Here is a 6,000-nt window from a genome sequence, read left to right as displayed (position 1 = left end):
TGAGTGATAATTGTTTGTAATTCTTGTTCAATCATCGTTTCCGGCAATTCAATTTCCGTTTGCTCAATCAGAGCATTGACAATTGCTTCCTCAATATTACTTTTCGTTTGTTCTTGCGCTTGTTCTTCGTATTGCTTCGTCAGGGCTTCCCGCCATTCGGCCATTGTGGAATGTTCACCCACATCTTCGGCAAATTCATCATCGAGTTCTGGCAACTCTTTCGCCTTTAATTCTTTAAGCGTCACCGTAAATTGCGCTGTCTTACCCGCTAAATCTTCTCGGGCGTAGCCTTCTGGAAAATTCACGGAAATTTCTTTGGTTTCTCCGGGATTCATCCCAACAATCCCCTCAACCATTCCTTCAATAAATTTTCCTTCGGCAAGTTCAAGCTCAAAATCTTCCGCTTGCGCCCCTTCAATCAGTTCATCGCTCTCTGCTAAACGTCCCTCATAATCAATGACGGTTGTATCGCCCATTTGCGCCGGGCGATCTTCAACCGGAACCAGCGTGGCTTCTTCCTCCTGTTTTTCCTGTAAATAGTTTTCCACTTGTTCCGGGTCAGCTTTGACTTCTTCTGCTTGTACTTTTAGTGTTTTGTAATCTCCCAGTTGCACTTCTGGGGGCACATCCACCGAGGCACTAAAGGTAAAGGGTTCACCGGGCTTGTATTGCTGTGTAAGTTCTTCAAAGGAGGAACGGAGTTGATAGTTCCCTAAAGCGTCAATTTTTTCTTGTTCAATTGCTTCGTCAATGGAAGGCTGCAATAATTCTTCGATCGCGGCGGCTTTTAATCGCTCTTTCCCGAACCGCTGCACTAACACCTGGCGAGGGACTTTCCCTTTCCGAAACCCAGGAATATTGGCAGAACGGGTTAAATCTTTCAGCACCTTCTCGTAGGCTTTTTTAGTTTCTTCGGCAGGAATTTCGATTTCTAGAGCAATTTGGCTATCGGGCAGTTTTTCCTGGGTTACTTTCATCTATTACTCTCTTCTTCTTATAACTCGCATCAATAATTGATTTAGGTGTACCTGATGGAACTGGGATTCTACTTGAGCCAACAGGTAGAGGCTTGTGTTAGTTTAAGGCAGAACTAAGGCAAAGTCCAAATCGTTATTGTAGCATTGCCAAAGACAGTGTAGAGTGAAAGAAGACTAGTTTTTAGAGCAAACTACTATAATATTTTTAATCTTTAATTTTCTCTCATCATAAAATAAATAATTAAATATTAAATAAGTTAGAAACCACTAGACGGAGGAAACCCATTTGTCAGCAGGAATTCGTGTCGCAATTTTAGGCGCTACCGGCGCTGTGGGAAAAGAATTAATTCAGCTTTTAGAAGAACGTTCTTTTCCGGTGAGTCAATTGAAATTACTTGCCTCTAGTCGTTCTGCCGGTCAAGCAATTCCCTTTCGGGGAAAGACTCTAACCGTGGAGGCAGTTAGCGCAGACGCCTTTAAGGATGTCGATTTAGTTTTAGCGTCTGCTGGTGGTGCCACCAGTAAGGAGTGGGCGCAAACCATTGTCGATAGTGGTGCGGTCATGGTAGATAATTCCAGTGCTTTCCGGATGGCAGAAAATGTCCCGCTGGTTGTCCCAGAAATTAACCCGCAAGCGGCAGCCCAACATCAAGGAATCATTGCGAATCCGAATTGCACCACAATTCTGATGGGTCTAGCTGTGTATCCGTTACACCAAGTCCAGCCCATCCAGCGCTTGCTTGTGGCAACTTATCAATCGGCTTCTGGGGCTGGGGCAAAAGCAATGGCAGAGGTTAAAGCCCAAGCCCAAGCGATTTTAAATGATGAGACCCCAAATACAGAAGCATTTCCCTATCCGTTAGCCTTTAATGTTTTCCCGCACAATTCGCCTTTAAACGAACAAGGATATTGTCAAGAAGAAATCAAAATGGTGAAAGAAACGCGAAAAATTTTTGGCAGTCCAGAGTTACGCATTAGCCCCACTTGTGTCCGCGTTCCCGTTTTACGGGCGCATTCAGAAGCGATTAATTTAGAATTTGCCGAACCCTTCCCGGTGGGAAAAGCCAAAGCCATCTTGGAAGAAGCACCAGGAGTCGCAGTGCGTGAAGATTGGGAAAAGAATTACTTCCCGATGCCCAACGAAGCCACCGGAAAAGATGAAGTATTGGTGGGACGCATTCGCCAAGACATTTCCCATCCCTGTGGGTTAGAGTTGTGGTTAAGTGGCGATCAAATTCGCAAAGGAGCAGCATTAAATGCGGTACAGATTGCTGAGTTGCTCGTGAAGGAAAAATTATTGCACTCAACTCAATCTGCCGTATCGGTATAAGACAAAGAAAGAGCGAAAAAAAACAACAATGACAAGTGTGGACTTTGGACAAGTGCTAACCGCAATGGTAACGCCTTTCACAGCGGAAGGAGCAGTGAATTATTCCGTTGCGGAACAATTAGCCGATTATTTAGTCAGCCACGGAACGGAAACTTTGGTCGTGTGTGGCACAACGGGGGAATCTCCCACCCTAACTTGGGAAGAAGAATACGAGTTATTCCAAGTGGTGCAAAAAGCAGTGGGGAACCGCGGTAAAATCATGGCGGGGACCGGATCGAATTCTACCCATGAGGCGATCGCAGCAACGGAAAAAGCCGCTAAACTAGGGCTAGACGGCAGCTTACAAGTCGTTCCTTATTATAGTAAGCCCCCCCAATCCGGATTGTATCAACACTTTAGCGCGATCGCGCAGGCAAGCCCCGACTTGCCCATGATGCTCTATAATATTCCTGGTCGCACCGGACGGAACTTGGAACCAGCAACCGTTGCCAAACTGGCTCAAATTGAAAATATTGTTGCGATCAAAGAAGCTAGCGGTGATTTAGACCAAGTCTCAGAAATTCGCGCTTCTACTCCCAGCGATTTTGGCATTTACTCCGGTGACGATTCTCTGACTCTACCCCTCTTAGCCGTTGGTGGCAATGGCGTCGTTAGTATTGCCAGTCATCTGGTGGGACAACCATTGCAGCAGATGATTACTGACTTTAAACAGGGTCAATTAGAAAAAGCACAACAAGCCCACCTTAAATTCTTTCCTCTATTTCGCTCTTTATTTTTATCGACCAATCCCATTCCTGTCAAAACAGCATTGCGGTTGCAAGGTTGGAATGTCGGCGCGCTGCGATCGCCGCTCTTAGAATTACCCCCCGATTTAGAAACTCAATTAAAGGATGTTTTAAAAAAGTTATCGCTACTGTAAGTTAATTACTTTAAACCTGATCCACGATTGATTGACTCGGAACTGTTGGTGGTAATTAGAGCTGAATTGCCCCGGCAGAATAGTTTTTTCGTACCAATTAGCAATTATTAATTTTTTATTAAAGCACAAAAAAGGAAAATACGAATCATGAGTAACAACGAATCACAACCTAACTTGAGAATTATTCCCTTGGGAGGACTCCATGAAATTGGCAAAAATACCTGCATCATTGAATATGGCGATGAAATGATTTTATTGGATGCCGGGATTGGTTTTCCCAGCCAGGACATGCATGGCATTAACGTCGTTTTGCCTGATATGACTTATCTACGGGAAAATCGCCATAAAATTAAAGGGATGATTGTGACCCACGGACACGAAGATCATATTGGAGGAATTGTTTATCATCTACAGCAGTTTGATATCCCCGTGATTTATGGTCCTCGTTTGGCTCTGGCTTTATTGCAAAATAAATTAGAAGAAGCGGGAATTGCTGATCGCACCACCTTAAAATCAGTGCTGCCTCGGGATAAGGTGCAATTAGGACGTTCCTTCTCTGTCGAGTATATTCGCAATACCCACTCCATTGCCGATAGCTGCTGTGTCGCGATTACCACTCCCCTCGGCGTGGTTATTCATACCGGTGACTTCAAAATTGACCATACCCCCGTGGATGGGGAACATTTTGATTTTCATCGCCTTGCCGAATATGGGGAAAAAGGCGTCTTGTGCTTGCTAAGCGACTCTACTAATGCCGAAGTGCCTGGACATACCCCATCTGAAAATTCAGTACGACCCAACCTTGATCGCATCTTTGCCCAAGCAGAAGGACGCTTATTAGTCACCACCTTTGCTTCGTCAGTACACCGGGTTCGCATTATTTTAGAACTGGCAGAAAAACATAACCGTGTTGTGGGAATTGTGGGACGCTCAATGTTAAACGTGATTGACCATGCCCGGAAATTAGGTTATATCAAATGTTCGGACAAGTTATTTGTTTCTCTTAAAGAGATTAATAAGACCCCGGATGAGCGAGTGGTGATTTTAACGACGGGCTCTCAGGGAGAACCGTTAGCGGCAATGACCCGGATCTCAAAAGGAGAACATCGTCAGATCAGAATTCGGGAAAATGACACAGTTGTCTTTTCTGCTCACCCGATTCCCGGCAATACCATTGGTGTTGTTAATACCATTGATCGGCTGATGATGATGGGCGCAAAAGTGATCTATGGTCGGCATCAAGGTATTCATGTATCGGGACATGGCTCCCAAGAAGATCACAAATTAATGTTGGCGTTAACGAAGCCACAGTTCTTTGTCCCTTTTCACGGTGAACATCGGATGTTGGTCAAACATGGCGAAATGGCACAAGCGATGGGCATTCCCAAAGAAAATATTGTCATTATTAATAATGGGGATGTGGTCGAAGTCTCGCGCGATCGCATTCAAGTAACGGATCAAGTGCAATCCGGCATTGAACTGGTGGATCATTCCGGTGTAGTACATAAAGATATTATGAGCGAACGTCAACAACTGGCGTTGGATGGTCTGATTACAGTTGCCGTTGCTGTGGGAGCTGATGGTAAAGTGTTGGCGCAACCGGAAGTTAATCTACGAGGTGTAGTCAGTCCTCTCGCACCAACAAAAATTAATCAGTTAATTGTCAGCAATGTTGAGCAAAGTATCAAAAAGTATTGGAGTAATTTAGCAACCAATGGTAATGGCAAGCCCATAGATACTGATATTGACTGGACAGAGTTGAAAATAGAAATTGAAGGTGGATTAAAGCGATTAGTCCGACGGGAATTGAAGAGTCAACCCACCACCATTTGTTTGCTGCAAACCCCAACTCAAGAAAAAGATGTGAACCTGAAAAACAATAAGAATGGTACAAGTGATCCCTTGGTGAAGAGTAACGGTAACAGAAATAATGGTACGAATGGTAACAATGGTACTGATTCAAAGCTAGATTTCCGAGGTCGTCGTCGCCGCCGCCGTTCTGCTGCAACCCTTTCATCCCAATAAAGAGTGAGTGGGGGAATTTCGGGTCCTTCGTCACTAGTTATGGCAACTGAGCGGCTCGAGTGAGCCGTTCGGCCAAGCTCTTGTCGAAGTGGGTTATTCGTAGCAATGATCACTAATGTCTCAAGATATTAGAATTTGTTTTCTCGGGGATTCGTTAGTTAACGGGACAGGAGATGAAAGTGCTCTTGGTTGGGCAGGGCGTCTGTGTGCGCAAGCAATCCATAATGGCTTTCCTATCACTTATTACAATCTTGGCATTAGAGGGGAAACCAGTCAGCAAATTAAGGAGCGCTGGGAAAGGGAATGCGCCTCTCGTTTACCCGCTTTTTGCGATGGCAGAATCGTTCTTTCTTGCGGGGTAAATGATACTGCTCGTCAAAATGGAGCATTGCGAGTTCTTAATCAAGATTCTCGCCGGAATATTCAGCAGATTTTGCGTCAAGCTAAGCAAAAATATAAGGTGTTAACAGTGGGTCCGCCTCCGGTTGCAGATGAGACTCACAACGAGAGAATTCAAGGGCTTTCCCAAATCTTGGCTGAAGCGAGCAAGATGCTTGAAGTTCCCTATATTGATTTGTTTTTGCCACTGGTTGCAGACCCAATTTATCGTCAGGACGTTTTAAGGAATGATGGCTCTCATCCTCAAAAAAGTGGGTACGAAAAGATGGCTCAGATTATCCACTCATCTCCGAATTGGTGGTTTCATCAGCTTTAGAATACGCTAGCCTCAAGGGAGGCATTCATCTAAC

General features: G+C 44.8%; 5 protein-coding genes. 4 read left to right on the top strand and 1 reads right to left on the bottom strand.

The window, feature by feature from the left end:
* The coding region (locus GVY04_08730) for a trigger factor (GenBank protein NBD16219.1) at positions 1 to 977 on the bottom strand (977 nt) is incomplete at its 3' end.
* A gap of 286 nt (positions 978 to 1,263) precedes the next feature.
* Here GVY04_08730 and GVY04_08725 point away from each other — a divergent pair.
* The 4 genes from GVY04_08725 to GVY04_08710 all read left to right on the top strand — a co-directional run bounded on the left by GVY04_08725 (position 1,264) and on the right by GVY04_08710 (position 5,966).
* Entirely contained in the window at positions 1,264 to 2,307 is a 1,044-nt protein-coding gene (locus tag GVY04_08725; GenBank protein ID NBD16218.1) for an aspartate-semialdehyde dehydrogenase, read from the top strand.
* Between the two features lie 28 nt (positions 2,308 to 2,335).
* Positions 2,336 to 3,226 (top strand): 4-hydroxy-tetrahydrodipicolinate synthase, encoded by an 891-nt coding sequence (gene dapA, locus GVY04_08720; GenBank protein NBD16217.1) that lies wholly within the window; start codon positions 2,336 to 2,338, stop codon positions 3,224 to 3,226.
* A 147-nt stretch (positions 3,227 to 3,373) separates the two neighbouring features.
* The gene (locus GVY04_08715; protein ID NBD16216.1) at positions 3,374 to 5,251 is read left to right on the top strand and encodes an RNase J family beta-CASP ribonuclease; all 1,878 of its coding nucleotides are present in this window, start codon (positions 3,374 to 3,376) and stop codon (positions 5,249 to 5,251) included.
* A 115-nt stretch (positions 5,252 to 5,366) separates the two neighbouring features.
* Positions 5,367 to 5,966, top strand: a complete 600-nt coding sequence (locus tag GVY04_08710; GenBank protein NBD16215.1) for a lipase — start codon at positions 5,367 to 5,369, stop codon at positions 5,964 to 5,966.
* Positions 5,967 to 6,000: the final 34 nt, after the last annotated feature.

Source organism: Cyanobacteria bacterium GSL.Bin1 (assembly GCA_009909085.1).
Classification (GTDB): Bacteria; Cyanobacteriota; Cyanobacteriia; order Cyanobacteriales; family Rubidibacteraceae; genus Halothece.
This window is presented reverse-complemented; position numbering and strand designations above follow the sequence as displayed.